The 17,488-nt window shown below is 65.4% G+C and carries 21 protein-coding genes; 8 read left to right on the forward strand and 13 right to left on the reverse strand.

The genetic code is table 11. From position 1 onward, the window contains the following. Positions 1-10: 10 nt before the first annotated feature. The 6 genes from AC1DRD_RS10335 to AC1DRD_RS10360 all read right to left on the reverse strand — a co-directional run bounded on the left by AC1DRD_RS10335 (position 11) and on the right by AC1DRD_RS10360 (position 3,416). Positions 11-433 (reverse strand): DUF2141 domain-containing protein, encoded by a 423-nt coding sequence (locus AC1DRD_RS10335; protein ID WP_478041321.1) that lies wholly within the window; start codon positions 431-433, stop codon positions 11-13. Continuing rightward, complete coding sequence (locus AC1DRD_RS10340) at positions 366-1,139, reverse strand: sterol desaturase family protein (protein ID WP_478032542.1); 774 nt, start codon at positions 1,137-1,139, stop codon at positions 366-368. The genes AC1DRD_RS10335 and AC1DRD_RS10340 overlap by 68 nt, the downstream gene beginning before the upstream one ends. A gap of 83 nt (positions 1,140-1,222) precedes the next feature. Continuing rightward, the gene (locus tag AC1DRD_RS10345; RefSeq protein ID WP_478041322.1) at positions 1,223-1,642 is read right to left on the reverse strand and encodes a hypothetical protein; all 420 of its coding nucleotides are present in this window, start codon (positions 1,640-1,642) and stop codon (positions 1,223-1,225) included. Between the two features lie 99 nt (positions 1,643-1,741). Beyond that, on the reverse strand, positions 1,742-2,161 hold the full coding sequence (locus AC1DRD_RS10350; RefSeq protein WP_478041323.1) for a VOC family protein: 420 nt from the start codon (positions 2,159-2,161) through the stop codon (positions 1,742-1,744). Between the two features lie 48 nt (positions 2,162-2,209). Beyond that, entirely contained in the window at positions 2,210-2,782 is a 573-nt protein-coding gene (locus AC1DRD_RS10355) for a DUF2585 domain-containing protein (RefSeq protein ID WP_478041546.1), read from the reverse strand. A gap of 34 nt (positions 2,783-2,816) precedes the next feature. After that, positions 2,817-3,416 carry a TetR/AcrR family transcriptional regulator gene (locus tag AC1DRD_RS10360; protein WP_478041324.1) on the reverse strand — a complete coding sequence of 200 codons (600 nt, stop codon included), beginning with the start codon at positions 3,414-3,416 and terminating at the stop codon, positions 2,817-2,819. Between the two features lie 76 nt (positions 3,417-3,492). Here AC1DRD_RS10360 and AC1DRD_RS10365 point away from each other — a divergent pair, with 76 nt between their 5' ends. The 6 genes from AC1DRD_RS10365 (at position 3,493) to AC1DRD_RS10390 (ending at position 8,846) form a co-directional block, all read left to right on the forward strand. Beyond that, complete coding sequence (locus tag AC1DRD_RS10365; RefSeq protein ID WP_478041325.1) at positions 3,493-4,104, forward strand: glutathione binding-like protein; 612 nt, start codon at positions 3,493-3,495, stop codon at positions 4,102-4,104. Positions 4,105-4,205: 101 nt separating this feature from the next. Continuing rightward, complete coding sequence (crtY, locus tag AC1DRD_RS10370) at positions 4,206-5,366, forward strand: lycopene beta-cyclase CrtY (protein ID WP_478041326.1); 1,161 nt, start codon at positions 4,206-4,208, stop codon at positions 5,364-5,366. Then, on the forward strand, positions 5,363-6,838 hold the full coding sequence (locus tag AC1DRD_RS10375; RefSeq protein ID WP_478041327.1) for a phytoene desaturase: 1,476 nt from the start codon (positions 5,363-5,365) through the stop codon (positions 6,836-6,838). Before crtY ends, AC1DRD_RS10375 begins: the two co-directional genes overlap by 4 nt. A gap of 157 nt (positions 6,839-6,995) precedes the next feature. Next, positions 6,996-7,577: an LOG family protein gene (locus AC1DRD_RS10380; RefSeq protein ID WP_478041328.1), complete on the forward strand. Its 582-nt coding sequence runs from the start codon at positions 6,996-6,998 to the stop codon at positions 7,575-7,577. A 37-nt stretch (positions 7,578-7,614) separates the two neighbouring features. After that, on the forward strand, positions 7,615-8,571 hold the full coding sequence (locus AC1DRD_RS10385) for a phytoene/squalene synthase family protein (RefSeq protein ID WP_478041329.1): 957 nt from the start codon (positions 7,615-7,617) through the stop codon (positions 8,569-8,571). Between the two features lie 59 nt (positions 8,572-8,630). After that, positions 8,631-8,846, forward strand: a complete 216-nt coding sequence (locus AC1DRD_RS10390) for a hypothetical protein (RefSeq protein ID WP_478041330.1) — start codon at positions 8,631-8,633, stop codon at positions 8,844-8,846. A 108-nt stretch (positions 8,847-8,954) separates the two neighbouring features. Here the strand turns inward: AC1DRD_RS10390 and AC1DRD_RS10395 are convergent, their stop codons facing one another. Together AC1DRD_RS10395 and AC1DRD_RS10400 are read right to left on the reverse strand one after the other, a co-directional pair. After that, positions 8,955-9,368 (reverse strand): hypothetical protein, encoded by a 414-nt coding sequence (locus AC1DRD_RS10395; protein ID WP_478041331.1) that lies wholly within the window; start codon positions 9,366-9,368, stop codon positions 8,955-8,957. A gap of 58 nt (positions 9,369-9,426) precedes the next feature. Beyond that, the gene (locus AC1DRD_RS10400) at positions 9,427-9,660 is read right to left on the reverse strand and encodes a hypothetical protein (RefSeq protein ID WP_066827762.1); all 234 of its coding nucleotides are present in this window, start codon (positions 9,658-9,660) and stop codon (positions 9,427-9,429) included. Positions 9,661-9,740: 80 nt separating this feature from the next. Here AC1DRD_RS10400 and AC1DRD_RS10405 point away from each other — a divergent pair, with 80 nt between their 5' ends. Together AC1DRD_RS10405 and AC1DRD_RS10410 are read left to right on the forward strand one after the other, a co-directional pair. Then, positions 9,741-11,567, forward strand: a complete 1,827-nt coding sequence (locus AC1DRD_RS10405) for an ABCB family ABC transporter ATP-binding protein/permease (RefSeq protein WP_478041332.1) — start codon at positions 9,741-9,743, stop codon at positions 11,565-11,567. Between the two features lie 36 nt (positions 11,568-11,603). Continuing rightward, positions 11,604-12,470 (forward strand): alpha/beta hydrolase, encoded by an 867-nt coding sequence (locus tag AC1DRD_RS10410; RefSeq protein WP_478041333.1) that lies wholly within the window; start codon positions 11,604-11,606, stop codon positions 12,468-12,470. 401 nt (positions 12,471-12,871) lie between these two features. Here the strand turns inward: AC1DRD_RS10410 and AC1DRD_RS10415 are convergent, their stop codons facing one another. From AC1DRD_RS10415 to sdhC, 5 genes are all read right to left on the reverse strand, one after another. Then, entirely contained in the window at positions 12,872-13,948 is a 1,077-nt protein-coding gene (locus tag AC1DRD_RS10415; protein ID WP_478041334.1) for a GGDEF domain-containing protein, read from the reverse strand. Positions 13,949-14,110: 162 nt separating this feature from the next. Continuing rightward, positions 14,111-14,662, reverse strand: a complete 552-nt coding sequence (locus AC1DRD_RS10420) for a peroxiredoxin (RefSeq protein ID WP_478032372.1) — start codon at positions 14,660-14,662, stop codon at positions 14,111-14,113. Between the two features lie 257 nt (positions 14,663-14,919). Then, complete coding sequence (gene sdhA, locus AC1DRD_RS10425; RefSeq protein ID WP_478041335.1) at positions 14,920-16,722, reverse strand: succinate dehydrogenase flavoprotein subunit; 1,803 nt, start codon at positions 16,720-16,722, stop codon at positions 14,920-14,922. Further along, the gene (sdhD, locus tag AC1DRD_RS10430) at positions 16,722-17,102 is read right to left on the reverse strand and encodes a succinate dehydrogenase, hydrophobic membrane anchor protein (protein WP_478032370.1); all 381 of its coding nucleotides are present in this window, start codon (positions 17,100-17,102) and stop codon (positions 16,722-16,724) included. Before sdhD ends, sdhA begins: the two co-directional genes overlap by 1 nt. After that, a complete protein-coding gene (gene sdhC / locus AC1DRD_RS10435; RefSeq protein ID WP_478041336.1) occupies positions 17,102-17,461 on the reverse strand; it encodes a succinate dehydrogenase, cytochrome b556 subunit in 360 nt (119 codons plus the stop codon). Before sdhC ends, sdhD begins: the two co-directional genes overlap by 1 nt. Positions 17,462-17,488 lie beyond the last annotated feature (27 nt).

Raw genomic sequence — 17,488 nt, forward strand, 5'->3', positions numbered from 1 at the left:
GCCCCAGATACTAAAGCATATAGCGCATCGTCACCTGTTGCGTTTCGGCAACGCCGCCCAGCGCGAATTCGGCGGCGGCGAAGCGCGGCGGGCCAAAGCCAATTGGCGGGTTGCGGCTGAACCCGAATCCTTCGCGCGGAATGCCCAGCAGCGTATCGAGCTTCGCGTTCGAATTCTCGTCATGGATCAGCGCGGCGGCGTAGTTGCCCGGCGGCAGATCGTCGAACCGGATGATGTGCTGACTGGCCGGGACCGATCGCGTGACGGCGTGCTTGTCATCGACGCAGCCGGGAAAGTTCCTGGGCTCGGCTGTCAGGCAGATTCGGATCAGCCCGCGCGCCGAGCGCATCCCGGCGACATCGATCTCAAGGCTCCCGACCGGGGCGGCCGGACTGGCGGCCGGCGCCGTCGCCGGGAGCAGCGCGCCCAGCACCAGCAGGGCGCCGGCCTTCGCCGCGCGCGAACCCGCCGACCCCGCGGTCGGTGCCGCAGAGGCGATCCCAGAAGCGGAAATAAAGGCCATAATTGCACCTATACTCGGCGTGATGCCGTTGATGATGGCTGGCGGTGATCAGCCATGCCCCCAATGGTCCCCGCCACATGAAGCGCGGGAAGATTTCCCAGCCCATATGGTTGGTCACCCCCATAAGCGTCATGATTCCAAGCACGAAGGCCAAAGCGCCGATATGGATCGGAATCGCGAAGACGAGGGCAGGAAGGACGATCGCCCCGGTTAGTGCCTCGATCGGGTGGAACGCCATCGCCGCCCAGGCAGTCGGCGGCCGGCTGGCATGGTGGACGGCATGCGCCAGCCGGAACGGCGCCGGCCGGTGCATCCAGCGATGCGTCCAATAGAACCAGGTGTCGTGCGCCACGAGGTAGAGCAGCACCGACAGCGGCAGATACCAGAGCGGGAAGGCGTGGAGATCGCCATAGATCCGCGTCCATCCGCGGTTCTGCCACCCCCAGGCAACCACGCCCGCGGGAATGCCATAGATCGCCGCCGAGGCGAGGCTCCAGGCGATCTCGCACCGGATCTGCCTGCCGAGCCCGGCATAGAGTCCCGGCCGCACCGCACGTGTCGCTAGCGCGAAAGCGCCACTGCTGATCAGGTAGCGGACGCCGACGATCAGCGTCATCGCAAGCGCGGAGAGGAGGATGGCGAGCGTGACGGTCACATCGCCAGTCTAGGCTGCGATCACCGCGACGCCAACGCATCGCGCTACTTGACCACGAACACATCCCGAACCACGGCATCGACGAAGCATCCGTCGCCAAAGATGGGGCAGGCGATATCGATAGCATCATTGCCAACACGAAAATATTCCGGCCGACCCTTGCTATGCTGTGGAAATCCGTAGCGATATTCGTCGCCAAGATAATAGCGCCGATCGGCGCAAGCGGCCGGGATGGCGTCACGCTTGTAATAGGTTTTTCTGACACAGCCGGCCGGCAGCTCATATCTCGAACTTGCGATGCGCGGATTGACGAATGGCGGGGGTGGGTAAAGCCAGTTTTTGAGCGCGACCGTCGCCATTGCGAAGCAGAAGAGCAGTACCACCGATCCGGGACGCCTCATCTGCACGAGCCAGAGCGGGGGATCGGCGATAGGCCGGTCCGGCTGATATCCACCAATTGACATCGCATCGGCTCCTGCGAGCGATTCTATCGAGCGCCGATTAACGATTCGTCACATAGCCCGACGGCGCGCGGGCGTGCCCGTACCGGCCGACGACATCACTCACTCGCCCCGGAACACCGCTTCGATATTGTTGCCGTCGGGATCGAGTACGAACGCGGCATAATAACCGGGCGGATAGCCTTGGGTACGCAAGCCCGGCGCACCATTATCCTGCCCGCCCGCCGCCAGTGCCGCAGCGTGGAAGGCATCGACCTCCGCGCGGCTGCGCGCGCGGAACGCGGTGTGCTGGTGCACGCCGGCGGGATGGAAACAGTCGATCCAGAAGATCGGGAACGAGGCGCCATAAGCGACGCCACCGAGGTCGTCGCCGTCCTTCAACGGTGCCTTTACGGTCGAGATGCGGACCAGCGACTGCAAACCCAGCGCACCCAGAACGACGTCGTAGAAGCGCGCCGACGCGGCGACATCCGCCACACCGATCCCGCTATGGTCGATCCGCCAGTCGTCGGGGTTGGTCATGGCGGTGATCCTAGACCTGGGTCGAGCCCGACAAAGGGGACACTTGGCCTACCCGCCCGCCTGCCACGCCCGGATCGCATCGATCGGGTGGACGAGCATCAGTACGTTGAGCGTGAGGTTGTCGCGGATCACCGCGAGCGCGAGCAGTTCGAAAAAGATCGCCAGCGCGACCGTTGCCCATAGCGGCAACCGCCGCGCGATCGCGAAGCCGATCATCATCATCACGATGTCGCTCATCGAATTGAGGATAGAATCCCCCGAATAGCCGACCGCGATGGTCGCGGCGCGATAGCGGTCGATGATGATCGGCGAGTTTTCGAGCAATTCCCAACCTCCCTCGATCAGCACCGCGAGTGGCAGCGCCCAGAGGCGCAGTCGCCCGGGCAGGATCGACCAGAGCAACCCGTAGAACAGGAAGCCGTGGATGATGTGGCTGAGCGAATACCAGTCGCTGAGTTGCTGGCTGTTCTCCGGGCTGTTGGGATCGCCGGCCCATAGAGCGATATGGCCGCACGGACAGAGTGGCGGGCGACCCCAGGCGATTTCGATCGCGGCGAACAGGACGATGGCGCCGATGGCGGCGACCAAGGCGCGGCGATCGACGGTGAGAGGCTGGCGGATCACCTCCCGACGCTAGAGCAACGGTCGCCAGCCGTCACCCGGCGATCAATTCCACGCAATCCGCCGCCAGTGCCTCGAGTTCCTCGCGTGTCGCGCCAGCGCGAGCACGCACGCTGAGCGAATGGATCACCGAGGTCGCCAACCGCGCATGCGCCGTGGCGCGCGGATCGCCGCGCGCGGCCAGCAATTCCTCGATCTTGCCGTCCTCCAGCTTGACGAACGCCGCCAGCCGGGCGCGAATCTCGGCATCGTCGACCGCGCTGGTGGCGGAGGTCGACACCATGATGCAGCCCGACGGCCCGGTCTCGCCGGTCAGGAATCCCTCAATGACAGCACGAAACATCACCTTCAGGCTTGGCTTGAGCGGCAGATCGGCCGCGATCAACTGATCGAAAGCAGCCCCGGCGCGCTCGATCGTGCGCTCGAGCGTCGCCAGATAGAGCGCACGCTTGTCGCCAAACGCGGCGTAGAGGCTGGGGCGCTGCAATCCGGTCGCGTCGACCAGATCGTCGAGCGAGGTTCCGGCATAACCGCGCGTACGAAAGCGCTCGGTGGCCGCGCCCAGCACCTCCCCGGTATCGAAGCCGCGCGGCCGGCCACGCCGCCGCGGTGTCTGGTCTAATTTTTGTACCAAATCGCAAACAATCCTTGACGCGGGATACATTTATGCGGATTAGTACAGAAATAAACAAGCCCCCAGGAGGACTGTCATGAAACTCTATTTCATCCCGTTCGCGTGCAGCCTGGCGACTCGCATCGCGATCAACGAAGCCGAATTGGATGCCGATTTCGTCCAGGTCGTGCCGGATGGTGCGCTGCCAGATGGCCGCGCCTTCACCGATATCAGCCCGATGGGCTATGTCCCGGCGATGGAAGCGGGCAGCGTGACCCTGACCGAGGGGCCTGCGGTGCTGACCTATATCGCCGATCTCGCCGCCGAGGGCGTGCTGGCGCCGCCGCCTTATACCCGCGAGCGGTATGAGCTGACCAAGTGGCTCAACTTCATCTCGACCGAGATCCACAAGGGCGTGTTCGCGCCGTTGATGTCGCGGCACTCGACCGAGGGTGCGCGCGACTGGTCGCGGCAGCTGGTCGAGAAGAGGTTCGGCCTGCTCGAAACGCACCTGACCGGGCGCACCTATCTGCTCGACAGCTTCTCGGTCGCCGACGCCTATCTGCTCGCGGTGCTCAACTGGACCGAATATGCCGGATTGAGCCTGGACGGCTGGCCGGTGCTGAAGGCGTGGCGCGCCGCGATGCGCGCGCGGCCGTCGGTCGCCGCGGCGATGGCGACCGAAATGCCGCTGCGCCAGGCGGCCTGATCGCGCCCGATCCGGCATCTTTCCACAGGGGATTCGTCCGCAGGGCTCAAACGTCTCGTTCCATGGGTTGCGCTCCCGACCAAAACGGGTAGCGATTCGTCATGGCAGGCCAAGTTGACTGTGACCTTGCGATTGTCGGCGGAGGATTGGCGGGCGGCCTGATCGCGCTCGCGCTGCGCAGGAAGCGCCCCGACCTCGACCTCAGGCTGATCGAGGCGAGCCCGCAGATCGGCGGCGACCATGTCTGGTCGTTCTTCGAGCGTGACGTCGCCAAAGAGGATCGCTGGCTCGCCGCACCGCTCGTTTCCTATGGCTGGCGCGGCTACGAGGTCGCCTTTCCGGCGCATGCCCGGACGCTTCCGACCAGTTATTATTCGATCGAGTCCGAACGTTTCGATCGCGTGGTGCGCGCGAGTCTCGCGCCGGGCCAGCTGATCGCGCAGAAAGCGCTGGCCGTCGGCACCACCGCGGTGGTGCTGGCGGACGGCGACCGGATCGAGGCCAAGGGGATTATCGACGCGCGCGGTCCGGGCGACATGTCATCGCTCGACCTCGGCTGGCAGAAATTCGTCGGGCGCGAATTGCTGCTGAGCGAACCGCATGAGGTGACGCGGCCGACGATCATGGATGCGACCGTCGAGCAGATCGATGGCTATCGCTTCGTCTATTCTTTGCCCTTCACCGCGACGCGGATGTTCGTCGAGGACACCTATTACAGCGATACGCCGGCGATCGATCGCGATGCCCTGGTCGACCGCATCCACGATTATGCGCTTGGCCGCGGCTGGGTGACCGAGGCGGTATCGCGCGAGGAAAGCGGGGCGTTGCCGGTCGCGATCGGCGGCGATTTCGAGGCGTTCTGGCGTGCCGGCGGGGTCAGGGTGCCCAAGGCCGGGCTGCGCGCCGGGCTGTTCCACCCGACCACCGGCTATTCGCTGCCCGATGCGGTGCGGCTGGCGGCGCGGATCGCCACGGTGAGCGATCTGTCGACCCCGGCTTTGTACGATCTGACCTATGGCATGGCGAGCGGCGCCTGGGCCGACCGCGCGTTTTACCGTACGCTCGACGCGATGCTGTTCCGCGCCGCCGAACCCGAAGAGCGTTACCGCATTCTCGAACGCTTTTACCGGCTGGGTCCGGGCCTTATAGGACGGTTCTATGCCGGACGATCGAGCGTGATGGACAAGGCCCGCATCCTGACCGGCAAGCCGCCGGTGCCGGTCGGCCGCGCGATCGCGGCGATCCGCAGGCAGCACGCATGAAGCGCGCGATCGTCGTCGGCGCCGGCTTCGGCGGGCTCGCCCTCGCCATCCGGCTGCAATCGGCCGGGGTCGAGACGATCATCGTCGAAGCGCGCGACAAGCCCGGCGGCCGCGCCTATTTCTGGGAGAAGGATGGGTTCACCTTCGACGCCGGGCCGACCGTCATCACCGATCCCGCGGCGCTGCGCGACTTATGGGGTCTGACCGGGCAGGACATCGCCACCGATGTCGATCTGATGCCGGTGATGCCTTTCTATCGGCTCAACTGGCGCGACGGCACCAGCTTCGATTATTCGAACGACGACGCCCAGCTCCATGCCGAGATCGCGCGGCTCAACACCGATGATGTCGCCGGATACCGCCGCTTCCTCGATTATTCCGGGCACGTCTATCACGAAGGCTATGAGAAACTCGGCTCGACCGCGTTCCTCGATTTCGGCCAGATGGTCGCCGCCGCGCCCGCGCTGATGCGCTATCAGGCGTGGCGATCGGTCTATTCGATCGTCTCGGGCTTCGTGAAGAACGAGAAACTGCGCCAGGCGCTCAGCTTCCACACCTTGCTGGTCGGCGGCAATCCGATGACAACCAGCGCGCTCTATGCGCTGATCCACAAGCTCGAGCGCGATGGCGGCGTGTGGTTCGCGCGCGGCGGAACCAACAAATTGGTCGCGGGCATGGTCGCCTTGTTCGAGCGGCTGGGCGGAACCTTGCGGCTCGGCGATCCGGTGACGAGGATTGCGACGCTCGGCGATCGCGCCACCGGCGTCACCACCGCCAGTGGCTGGTCGAGCGAGGCCGACGCGGTCGCGACCAATGCCGATGTGATGCATTCCTATCGCGACTTGCTGGCGGGATCGCGCAGCGCGCAGCGCAGCGTCGGCCGGCTCGAGCGCAAGCGCTGGTCGCCCTCGGTGTTCGTCGTCCATTTCGGCATCAAGGGCAGCTGGCCGGGAATCCCGCACCACATGATCCTGTTCGGCCCGCGCTATCGCGAATTGCTCGCCGACATTTACGACCATGGCGTGCTGGCCGAGGATTTCTCGCTCTATCTCCACCACCCGACGGTGACCGATCCGACGATGGCGCCGGAGGGGCATTCGACCTTCTACGCGCTCGCCCCGGTTCCGCATCTCGGCAAGTTCCCGGTCGACTGGAGCGAGATCGGCCCGATCCTGGAGAAGCGCATCCTCGATGAGATCGGCGCGCGGCTGATCCCCGACATTCACGAACGCATCGTCACCAAGTTCAGCTACGCCCCGTCGGACTTCGCGCACGACCTCAACGCGCATCTCGGCAGCGCCTTCAGCCTCGAGCCGATCCTGACCCAGTCGGCCTATTTCCGCGTCCACAACCGCGACGCGAATATCCCCAACCTCTATTTCGTCGGCGCCGGCACGCATCCCGGCGCGGGCATTCCCGGCGTGGTGATGAGCGCCAAGGCGACCGCCAAATTGATGCTGGAGCAGAAATGAGTTTTATCGAAAAAATCCTCCCCACTTGTGGGGAGGGGGACCGCGCGACGAAGTCGTGTGGTGGAGGGGGATATCCTCCTCGGAATCCCTTGTGGCCCGCCCCCTCCACCAAGTCGCTGCGCGCCTTGGTCCCCCTCCCCGTAAACGGGGAGGATCTATGAACCGTCTCGCCGTCTATTGCGGCTCCGCTTCCCCAAGCGACCCGCGCTACATCGACAACGCCCGCGAGGTCGGCCGCACGCTCGCCGAGCGCGGGATCGGCGTCGTCTATGGCGGCGGACGGCTGGGGCTGATGGGTGCGATCGCCGATTCGGCGCTGGCCGCGGGCGGCGAAGTGATCGGCATCATTCCCGAAGCGCTCGTCGCGGCCGAGGTCGCGCATAAGGGCCTGACCGAGCTCCATGTCGTCGGCACGATGCACCAGAGGAAGCAGGCGTTCACCGATCTGTCCGACGGCTTCGTCACCTTGCCCGGCGGGACGGGCACGATGGACGAATTGTGGGAAGCGCTGAGCTGGGCGCAGATCGGCTATCACGCCAAGCCGGTCGGGCTGCTCAACCTCGACGGCTATTATGACGGCTTGATCGAATTCTGGGAGACAATGGCGCGGGTCGGCTTCGTCCGGCCGCAGCACCAGGGACTGCTGATCGTCGCGACCAGGTTGGGCGACTTGCTCGACAAGATGGCGGCGTTTCAACCGGCCACCACGATCGGACAGATCGGCGCGAAGGACCTGTGACCGTCCGATCCTTCGTTCGACGCGACCGGTTGGGGACGTGAGCGCGAGCGGCGATCTTCCCAGCCGCGCGGCGATCGTCGCCACGGCGCACGAGTCGATCGCCCGCGGATCGAAGAGTTTCGCCGCTGCCTCCTTGCTGTTCGACCGCAAGACCCGCGAGCATGCCTGGCTGCTCTACGCCTGGTGCCGGCGCTGCGACGACCTCGCCGACGGACAGGAATTTGGCCGTGATTTGTCCGCCGTCCCCGATCCCGCCGCGCGGCTCGCGTTGATCCGCCGCCTGACCGATGCCGCGCTGGCCGGCGAGACGGTCGGCGACCCGGCGTTCGACGCGCTCCGCATCGTCGCGGCGGAGACGCGGCTGCCGCATCGCTTCGCGCATGATCTGATCGAGGGTTTCCGGCTTGACCTCGAGGAGTGGGGACCGCGCAACGAAAACGATCTCTATCATTATTGCTATCACGTCGCCGGCGCGGTCGGCTGCATGATGGCGGTGGCGATGGGAGTGTCGCCCGACGACGAGGACACGCTCGACCGCGCCTGCGACCTCGGCATGGCGTTCCAGCTGTCCAATATCGCGCGCGATATCGAAGAGGATGACCGCGGCGGGCGCTGTTACCTGCCCGAGGAATGGCTGGTCGAGATGGACATGCCGCCCGGCCAGCATATGAAGCCGCCTTTCCGTCCCCGCCTGGCCGTGCTGGCGCGACGCCTGGTCGAGCGGGCGGCGGCGTTCGAGGCGAGCGCGCGCGTCGGCACGCGGCGGCTTGGCCTGCGGTCGGCCTGGGCCGTGCTGGCGGCGGCGGGCATCTATGGCGCGATCGGGCGCGAAGTGGTCGCGCGCGGCGACCATGCCTGGGACCATCGCGCCGGCACCTCGGCCGCCGCCAAGATCGGCTGGATCGCGCGGGCGCTCGGTCAGGCCGTGCAGCGCAACCGGCTCTATCCCGCGGTGCCGCGCGATCCGGATTTGTGGGCGCGGCCACGTAGTTAGCCGTGCGTAAAGGGTGTCCGGTCAGGACTCTGCAAGCCGGGCAGCCTAACTTACCCAATATGACCCTGTTGTCCGTAAAGTTCGCGCGTACCCTGCAGCGTGGCCGCGCCGAGCCGGCACCGCCGCCGACGCGCGCAGGGCTGTTGCTGACCTTGCTCAGAAAACGCGCCGCCGCGCACAATGTCGGCGCCGAGGATCTCGAGGCGATGCTGCGCGACCAGATCCGCTGGTCGCTGCCGATCCGCCGCGGTGCGGATGCCGAATTGGTTGATTAGACCGTGCTCCTGCGAAAGCAGGAGCCCAGGGTAGCGGCGTACTCCATGGCCCTGGGTTCCTGCTTTCGCAGGAACACGGTGCAGGGCCAACAACCCATATTGTCGGCGCTAGTTGATAAGCGGATCGCCCGGCCGCGCGCGGTGAAAATGCCACTCGGCGAGCCACATACCGGCGATGGGCAGGATCAGGGTGGCACCCTGTAACCACAAAGGTTGGGTCAGCTGGGTCAGGTTCCAGACGCCGTCGGCGACCAGTACGAGAGCGACGATCCATCCGCCGGGCCGCCATTGGCCGATCCGCAGCGCCGCAAACGCGCCAACCAGACCGGCGAGCAGCCAGCCCGCGGCGATGATCGCCTGGCCGGCGAGCGGCATCGCCATGACGAAGCGCGCAAGCATCTCCCGGTCGCTGGCGTCGGCCGGGATCGCGGCGGGGAACCTGCGTTCGGCGAGCTCCCACGCACCATCGATCAGCGCGATGGCGAGCACCAGCCCGATAATGGTCCCGATAATCCTGCGCATGATGTCCCCTGGCCTATGCCTGGGCCATCATTACCGGTGCGGTGAAGTCCGCGCCAGCTTAGCTGCGGCGCGCTTGCGCCTTGCTATTGTCCGCCATCGACTGGCCGACCTGGCGGCACGCCGCGGTGATCGTCGGATAGTCGATATCGGTGTTGCGGATCAGCGCCGCCGGCATCGCTGCCCGGCATTGCGCCGCACTATAATAACGGACCGGCTCGATCCGCTGCTGCGCGCATTGCGTCTGGCCATCGCCGCAGCCCATGATCGCGATGACGTAGAATACAGAACCCATGTCTTCCTCCGTCGCGCCTATAATCCCTGGCGCATGACGACGGTTCCCTGATTGCCCGCGGCACCCTACATAAAGCGGCGATGCCGCCCACCGAACTCCCGCCGACCAAGGATCGCCCGCTGATCCCGACGCTTCGGCGCTTCCTCCCTTATCTGTGGCCCGCCGATGCGCCGGGGCTCAAGATACGCATCGTCATCGCGATGACCTTCGTCGTCCTGTCGAAGGTGGTGCAGGTCTATGTCACGGCCTATGCGCTTCGCTACGCGGTCAATGCGATGTCCGGGCGCAACGATTGGGGCGTCGCCAACGTCCCGCAATTCGTCATGCTGATGGTGATCGGCTATGCCGCCGGGCGGCTGTCGGGCGTCGTGTTCGACAATCTGCGCAACGTCGTGTTCGAGCGCGTCGGCCAGGAGGCGACCAGACAACTCGCCGCCACCGTCTTCCGCCACCTCCACCGACTGTCGCTGCGCTTCCATCTCGAACGGCGCACCGGGGCAGTGACCAAGGTGGTTGAGCGCGGCACCAAGAGCATCGACACGATGCTCTATTTCCTGCTGTTCAACATCGCGCCGACCCTGCTCGAACTCTGCTTCGTCATGCAGATTTTCTGGTCGAATTTCGGCTTGTGGCTGGACGTGGCGACGTTGGTGATGATCGTCGTCTATATCGGGTTCACGCGCATCGTGACCGATTGGCGCAATGCGCTGCGCACGCGGATGAACGATCTCGACACCGGCGCCGTGGCGCATGCGGTCGACTCGCTGCTCAACTTCGAGACGGTCAAGTATTTCGGCGCCGAGGAACGCGAAGCGAGGCGTTACGAGGCCGCGGTCGGCGCCTATGCCAATGCCGCGGTCAAGAGCGAGAACAGCCTGGCCTGGCTCAATATCGGCCAGGCGTTCGTCACCAATTTGATGCTCGGCGGCGGGATGGTGTTCATCGCCTGGGGTTGGGCGCATGGCCGCTTCTCGCCCGGCGACGTCGTGTTCGTCTCGACCTTGCTGACCCAATTGTTCCGCCCGCTCGACCTGCTCGGCATGGTCTATCGCACGATCCGCCAGGGCGTGGTCGACATGGCGGCGATGTTCGACCTGCTCGATACCGGCGCCGAAATCGTCGATGCGCCCGGCGCGCTGCCGCTCAATATCGACCGCGGGCATATCCGGTTCGAGGATGTGCATTTCGGCTATGAGCCGGGGCGCGACATCCTGAAGGGCATCGATCTCGACATTCCGGCGGGCAAGACACTCGCGGTGGTCGGCCCCTCGGGCGCGGGCAAGTCGACGCTCGCGCGGCTGATGTACCGCTTCTACGATCTGACCGGCGGGCGGGTCACGATCGACGGCCAGGATATCAGCACGGTCACGCAAGCCAGCCTGCGCGCCGCGATCGGCATCGTCCCGCAGGACACGGTGCTGTTCAACGACACGATCGGCTACAATATCGCTTATGGCCGCGAAGGCGCTGGCGAAGAGGAGATCGTGCGCGCCGCCAAGGGCGCGGCGATCGCCGGCTTCATCGAGCGCCAGCCCGACCAGTACGAGACGCGAGTCGGCGAACGCGGCCTGAAATTATCGGGCGGCGAGAAGCAGCGCGTGGCGATCGCGCGAACCCTGCTCAAGGACCCGCCGATCCTGATCCTCGACGAGGCGACCAGCGCGCTGGACAGCCGTACCGAGGCCGAGATCCTCGGCACGCTCCAGGCGATCGAGCGCGGGCGCACGACGATCGTCATCGCGCATCGCCTGTCGACCGTGGTCCATGCCGACCAGATCGTCGTGCTCGACAACGGCCTGGTCGCCGAGCGCGGCACGCATGCCGAGCTGCTGCGCAAGGACGGCCTCTATGCCGATATGTGGGCACGCCAGGCGCAGGAACGGCAGGAAGCGCTGGCGGCGGAATAGGTTGACGACAGAGGCGGTTACGCGGTCAATGCGCGGATGATCCGCCTGTTCATCGCTTTCGTCCTGGCATTTGTCACCGCCCCGGCCCTCGGCGATCCTACCGACGGGTTGCAGCCGCCGATCACCGTCCAGTCCAAGCTGGTGCCCGCGCGAACCGTGCAGATCTGGCTGCCGCCCGGTTACGCGACCTCGAAGCAACGCTACCCCGTGCTCTACCTCCACGACGGGCAGAATGTGTACGACACGCCTTCGCCCTTTTCGGGCAAGAGCTGGGAAGTGCATCGCGCGCTCGACCGGCTGATCGCGGCCAACAAAGTGCGGCCGGCGATCCTGGTCGCGGTGTGGAACACCGACAATCGGCTGGGCGAATATATGCCGCAAGCCGCGGTGCCAGCGCTGGGGGCGAAGGGCGATCCGGCCTCGGCCGACCTGTTCAAGAAGCTGCCGGTCGAACGTGCCAGGATCGTCGGCGACGCGTACGTCAATTTCCTCGCGACCGAGCTCAAGCCGCTGATCGATCGCCGCTATCGCACGTTACACGGCCCCCAAAACACCATGCTGATGGGGTCGAGCATGGGCGGGCTGATCTCGGCCTATGCCGTCGTGCGCTATCCCAAAGTGTTCGGCGCGGCGGCGTGCCTGTCGACCTCGTGGCCGATCGGCGACGGGTTCGCCGAACGCTGGTTCGAAGCGCATCTGCCGCCCAGGACCGCGCGGCTCTATTTCGATTATGGCACCGGGACCAATGACGGATCGATCGAACCGTTCCAACGCAAGCTCGATGGGGCGGCGGGGCCGCGCGGCGGTGGCTGGGTCAGCCGGGCGTTTCCCGGCGCGGAGCATAGCGAGCGCGCCTGGCAGGCGCGGGTCGATATCCCGCTGACCTTCCTGCTCGGACGCTAGATAAAAAGAAGGGGCCGTTTCCCGGCCCCGGCGCGGCCGCCCTATCGCGGCCGCCGGTTGGCGAGCTGGCTTGCCTCCCCCTCCCGCTCGCCGCGGAGGGGTGCGTCCCGGTCAGGCGACCGGGACGAACGAGGTGGCGGCGTTGACGAGAACCATCGTGCAGACGAGCGCGCTGAACACCGAAACCGCAACCTGCTGAGCCGAAGCGAAACGAACCGACATGATCTTAACTCCCTATTGTGGATGGCTATCGGACCATCCGACGACCATGCCGACTGAATTGCAGGGAGCGTGCCAGTTTTATAAGCTATTGATAATGCTGGATTCGTAATTTTCGGAAAGCGTGCAATGGCGGTTTTTACCGCAATGAAATCGCACTTTGCGCTATATGTCGGTGAGTATCACTGACCCGATTGGATACAATTGCGGCCGTCTTCCTTGGCGGCGTAGAGCAGGCGGTCGGCACGGCCCATGGCGGAGCCGATCGTGTCCTCCGGCGCGACCTGAGTCAGGCCGGCGGAGAAAGTGACCGCGCCCAGCGGCGCGTCGGTTTCGCGCAGGCGATAGCGTTTGGCGGCGACCGCGGCGCGCGCGCCCTCGAGCGTCGACAAGGCGTCGGCCGGGGTCAGGCCGGTGAACATCACGACGAATTCCTCGCCACCAAAACGCGCGACGAGATGCTCGTCGCAGCCCACACGCAACGCTTCGGCGATCGCTTTCAGCACGCGATCGCCGACCGCATGGCCGAACCGGTCATTGACCGACTTGAACTTGTCGACGTCGCAGATCGCGATGCAGATATTGGCACCGTCGGCGACGGCCGCGGCAAAGGCGTCCTCGAACGCGCGGCGATTGGGCAGGCCGGTCAGCGGGTCGCGGCGCGCATCGTCGCGTGCTTGCTCGAGTTCGTGGCGCAGCCGATCGGCCTCGTGGGTCGCTTCCTGCAATCTGGCCTCGGCCGAGGAGACGCGGTCGAGCATCGAGCTCGCCATGCGCACCACCTCATCGATCGCGCTGCCGTCGCGGGCATCGCGCGCATCGCGGATCGCGTCGCGCGAGGCGCGCAGATCCTGGCCGAACCCGCGCGCATCGGCATGCATCGCCCGCACCGTGTCGCCGAAATCCTCGACCTGCATCTGCGCGCGCGCGACCAGCGATTGGGCCTTGGTGTTGTCGGCGACGACGGTGAGCTGCGGCGGCGACTTGAGGGTGGGCGCCGAATCGCCGCCGGCGGTCGCCGGGGCCCCCATCACCGCCCTGCCGCCAAGCTCCTCGATATCGCGCGAGCTCAGCCGCACACCGCCATCGGTTATCCGCGCGACCGCGGCGGCCAGCGGCCCGCGTGGATCGCTCAACACTTTGTGGGCAAAGGCGTAATGCGCCGGATCGACGCTCAGGCGGTGCCGCGCGAGGAATTCGCCGATCGCTGCATAGAGCCGATCCGACGCCTTGGATGAATTTTCTACGGCGCTCGCCACCGTCCGCTCCCTTGCCAAAATCGCACCTGGGCGATGGCAAAGTCCTAGCCGCGATAGGCTAAGATCGCGTTTGCGAACCTATCGGATAGGTAGCCGTTGCGTGTGACTACCTATCCGCCTTTGTGACAACGACGGCACCGTCTCAGCGAAGCTGCAAAGACCCTATTTAAGCGCCTTGACCGCATCCAGCGTCAGTTTGACGTGGTCGACGTACGACAGGTCCGAATGGACGAACCTGATCTTGCCGTCGCGGCCGATCACGTAGCTGGTGCGGTTGGTGATGTCGCGCGCCTTGCCGGTCTTGGGATCGGTGAACTGCTTGCCGAGCGCGACGTCATAGGCGCTGACGATGCGCGGCCCCGCGCTCGCCACCGGGAATTTGCCGGCGCATTTCTCGGTCGAGAATTTGACCAGGGTCGGCACCGCGTCGGTCGACATGCCGATCACCGTCGCGCCGGCGGCCTTGAACTCATCGATATGTTCGGAGAATTCGTGCGCCTCGGCATTGCAGCCCGACGTATAGGCGGCCGGGAAGAAATAGAGCACGACCGGCCCCTTCTTGAGCTGATCGGCCAGATGCAGGCGGAAGACCTTGCCGTTGATCGCGCCGCGCGTGGTGAAATCGGGCGCGGCGGCACCGGTCGACAGCGCCGCGACGGCGGGGACCGCGATCAGGGCGAGCGAAAGGGGAAGAAGGCGAAGCGGCAGGCGCATGGACGACTCTCCGAAGGATAGAGCAGGGGGCGGCAAGGCGAGCATTTCCTAGACCCGCGGAGTGGTGGACGCCAGCGCGGAGATATGGCGTTGGCCTGTGAACCCCTCTCCCGCCTGCGGGAGAGGGAGGGGCCCGCCGCCGTAAGGCGGTGGGAAGGTGAGGGTCTTCTGTCTTCTTCTGTTTCGACACACGCATGGAAGAAGAAAGAAGACCCTCACCCAACCCTCTCCCGTAAACGGGAGAGGGCTTTTGCGCATCAGTAAACCCGCTTCTTCGGCTTGATATAGTCGATATCGTCGGTCAGCGTGTAGTCGTGGACCGGGCGGTAATCGAGCGTCACGCTGCCGCCCTTGCCGCCCCAGCCGTCGAACGTCGCGATGGTGTGCTTCATCCAATTCTTGTCGTCGCGCTCGGGGAAATCCTCGTGCATGTGCGCGCCGCGGCTCTCTTTTCGGTTCGATGCGCCGCGGATGGTGACGACGGCCTGGCCGAGCAGATTATCGAGCTCGAGCGTCTCGACCAGATCGGTGTTCCAAATCAGCGAGCGGTCGGTGATGGCGACATCGGCGAGCGATTTGTAGACCACGTCCATATGCCCGACGCCTTCGTCGAGCAACGCGGTGTCGCGGAACACGGCGCAATGCTTCTGCATCGTGCGCTGCATGTCGGCGCGGATCTCCGCGGTCGGCTTGGCGCCCTTGGCGTTGCGGAAATGGTCGAGCCGTTCGATCGCCTGGTCGTCGGCGGCGGTCACGACGGTGCCGTGCTTCGAATCCTTGCGGATGATCTCGGCGATGCGCTTGCCGGTGGCGCGGCCGAACACGACGAGGTCGATCAGCGAGTTCGAGCCAAGGCGGTTGGCGCCATGGACCGAGACGCAGGCCGCTTCGCCGACCGCGAACAGGCCGGGGACGACCGCATCGGGATCGCCGTCCTTAAGATGGACGACTTCACCATGATAATTGGTCGGAATGCCGCCCATATTGTAATGGACGGTCGGCGTGACCGGCAGCGGCTGGCGGGTCAGGTCGACGCCGGCGAAAATCTTGCCGGTCTCGGTGATGCCGGGAAGCCGCTCGTGCAGCACCTTGGGATCGATATGATCCAGATGCAGGTAGATATGGTCCTTGTTGGCGCCGACGCCGCGGCCTTCGCGGATCTCGGCGGCCATCGAGCGCGCGACGACGTCGCGGCTGGCCAGGTCCTTGGCCGAGGGAGCATAGCGTTCCATGAAACGCTCGCCTTCGGAATTGGTCAGATAGCCGCCTTCACCGCGCGCGCCTTCGGTGATCAGCACGCCGGCGCCGTAGATGCCGGTCGGGTGGAACTGGACGAACTCCATGTCCTGCAAGGGGAGCCCGGCACGCAGCACCATGCCGCCGCCGTCGCCGGTGCAGGTATGGGCGCTGGTCGCCGATTGATAGACGCGGCCATAGCCGCCGGTCGCCAGCACGGTGGCATGGCTGCGGAAGCGGTGGATCGAGCCGTCTTCCATGCAGAGCGCGATCACGCCCTTGCACTCGCCGCCTTCCATGATCAGGTCGAGCGCGAAATATTCGATGTAGAAATCGGCGTCGTACTTCAGGCTCTGCTGATAGAGCGCGTGGAGCATGGCATGGCCGGTGCGGTCGGCCGCGGCGCAGGTGCGCTGCGCGGGCGGGCCTTCGCCCATATTCTGCATCATGCCGCCGAACGGGCGCTGATAGATCTTGCCCGCATCGGTCCGGCTGAACGGCACGCCGGCATGTTCGAGTTCGTAGACCGCGGCCGGCGCCTCGCGCACCATGTACTCGATCGCATCCTGGTCGCCGAGCCAGTCCGAGCCCTTGACGGTGTCGAACATGTGCCAGGTCCAGTGATCGGGACCCATATTGCCCAGGCTGGCGGCGATGCCGCCTTGTGCCGCGACGGTGTGGCTGCGGGTCGGGAACACCTTGGTGATGCAGGCGGTCTTGAGGCCGCTTTCGGCGACGCCCATGGTCGCGCGCAGGCCGGAGCCGCCCGCGCCCACCACGATGGCGTCATAGGTGTGATCGATGATCTTGTAGCTGTCGCTCATTACGCCCCCGCCAGCGCCGCGCGCAGGATCGAGAAAATGGCGGTGACCGCGATCACCGCGAGGAAGAATTCGATCAGGACGATCGTCACGACGCGGCTTTCGTCGTGCTGATAGTCTTCGATCAGCACCTGCAGCCCTAGCCGCGCATGCCAGCAGGTCGAGATGACCAGCAGGATAAGCGGTACCGCGACCCAGGCCGAGGCGATCCAGGCATGGACGGTCTCAAAATCGAACCCGCCGAGCCGGGTTAGCGAGATCATGAACCAGATCAACAGGAACAGGTTCGATCCCGCGGTGATGCGCTGGCGCCACCAATGATGCGCGCCTTCCTTGGCGCTGCCGAGACCGCGAACGCGGCCGAGTTCGGTGCCCTGGCCCATTATTTGGCGACTCCGAGGATGACGTCCTTGAGCAGCACGCCCCAGAACAGAAGAGTGATGAGGATCGAGAAGACGATCGTCAGGATCGATCCGGTCTTGTTGGTCTTGAGCTCATAGCCGGCGCCGGCATCGAGGAAGAAGTGCCGGATGCCGCTCATCATATGCTGGAACAGCGACCAGCTGAGCCCGACGCCGAGCACATAGCCGAGGACGCTCCAATAGCCGCCCGAGAACCACGACACGAACCAGTCGTAGCTTTCCTTGCCGCCGCCAAGCGCCGCCAGCCAGCAAGTGAACAGCAATCCGCCGACGATGGCGAGACCGTCGCCGGTGGCGCGGTGAAGGATCGACACCAGCATGTGCGGACCCCACCGATAATGCGTCAG

The organism is Sphingomonas sp. P4_G2, from assembly GCF_056401155.1.